The organism is Mycobacterium sp. TH-M82 (assembly GCF_057473605.1).
On sequence record NZ_JBYCKY010000856.1, the window covers coordinates 1 to 1,503 of the forward strand.

General features: G+C 65.6%; 1 protein-coding gene and 1 pseudogene. Both read left to right on the plus strand.

Annotated features, from left to right (window positions below; translation table 11 throughout):
- Nucleotides 1-290, plus strand: a pseudogene (locus AC2VON_RS24740) (glycosyltransferase); the annotation flags it as partial.
- A 26-nt stretch (nucleotides 291-316) separates the two neighbouring features.
- A partial coding sequence (locus AC2VON_RS24745; protein ID WP_486955204.1) for a glycosyltransferase occupies nucleotides 317-1,503 on the plus strand: 1,187 nt, incomplete at its 3' end.

The window sequence follows — 1,503 nt, forward strand, 5'->3', positions numbered from 1 at the left end:
ACGCCGAAGCACAGGTGTTTCAGGTGGGCATCAACTTCACCGATGCCGCCAAGCTGACCGGCGCCTGCGCGGCCGAACAGGCGGTGCGCCACACACCCGACGCCGGCCGCTACGTCCTGACCGATGCGGTGGCCGCCGGCCCGGCGATGTTCGACACCGCACGCCTGGACCGCACCGGCGGCATCGATGGCACCGACCCGAATCCGCTCGCCGAACTCGCGCGGCGGGCGACCACCGCCGAACTACACACCGCCAGCCTCGACGAAGTACTTTGCATCGGCGCAGTCTGACCCCACTGCTCCGATACGATCTGGTCGTGTCCGACCCGGAGACCGCACTCCCGGCGATCTGCCTGAACATGATCGTGCGAAACGAGGCGCACATCATCCGGGAGACGCTCGACTCGGTCGCGCCCTACATCAGCTCGTGGGTGATCGTCGACACCGGCTCCGATGACGGGACCCAGGACCTGATCCGCGACCACATGGCCGGACTTGGCATCCCCGGTGAGCTCCACGAGCGGCCGTGGCGCAACTTCGGCCATAACCGCACCGAGGCGCTGACCCTCGCCCGGGGCCACAGCGACTACATCTGGGTCATCGACGCCGACGACATACTCGTGGGCACACCCGACTTCACCCAACTCAGCGCCGACGCCTACAGCCTGCGCTTCGGGCAAAGTAGTTTTGTCTACTGGCGCCCGCAGGTGTTCCGCGACGGGTTGCGCTGGCGTTACCAGGGTGTCGTCCACGAATGGCCCGCTTGTGATGACCCGCACGTCTCAGCGAACCTTGAGGGCCAGTATCACATCGAATCTCGTCGCCTCGGTGCCCGCAGCCTGGATCCGCAGAAATATGCGCGCGACCGGGACCTGTTGCTGGCCGAGGTCGAACGCAAGCCCGAGGATGCACGGTCGGTGTTCTACCTGGCCCAGAGCTATCGCGATCTGGGTGATTTCGTCAACGCGCGCAAGTGGTATGCGCGTCGGGTCGAGATGGGCGGCTGGGACCAGGAGGTCTACGTCGCGATGTGCCGGATCGCGGAGGCGATGGTGCAACTCGGTGAGCCGTGGCCGGATGTTCAAGACGCCTACCTGCGGGCTTGGGAGTTTCGACCTACCCGCGCCGAGCCGTTGTATGCCATCGCCCGTCGATACCGCGAAGATGGGAGCTACCAGTTGGGTTACCTGTTTGCCGAGCGTGCCGCCACCATCCCGTTTCCCGAGAAGGACCTCTTTGTCCACGCAGACGCCTACGCTTGGCGTGCCACCGATGAGCAGGCGATCTGCGCATTCTTTATCGGCAAGCACGCCGAGGCATTCACACTGTGCCGGGGCCTGCTGGCCCGCCCCGACATCCCCGACGATGCTCGGCAAAGGATCGCCGGCAACCGTGACTTCTCGGTTCCGGCCATGATCGATGCGGCATCGTCATACCCAGAGGCGCTGGTGGGCAGCCTGGTCACGGGCCCACGCGACGCCGAGATCACCGTCAGCCTGATCGC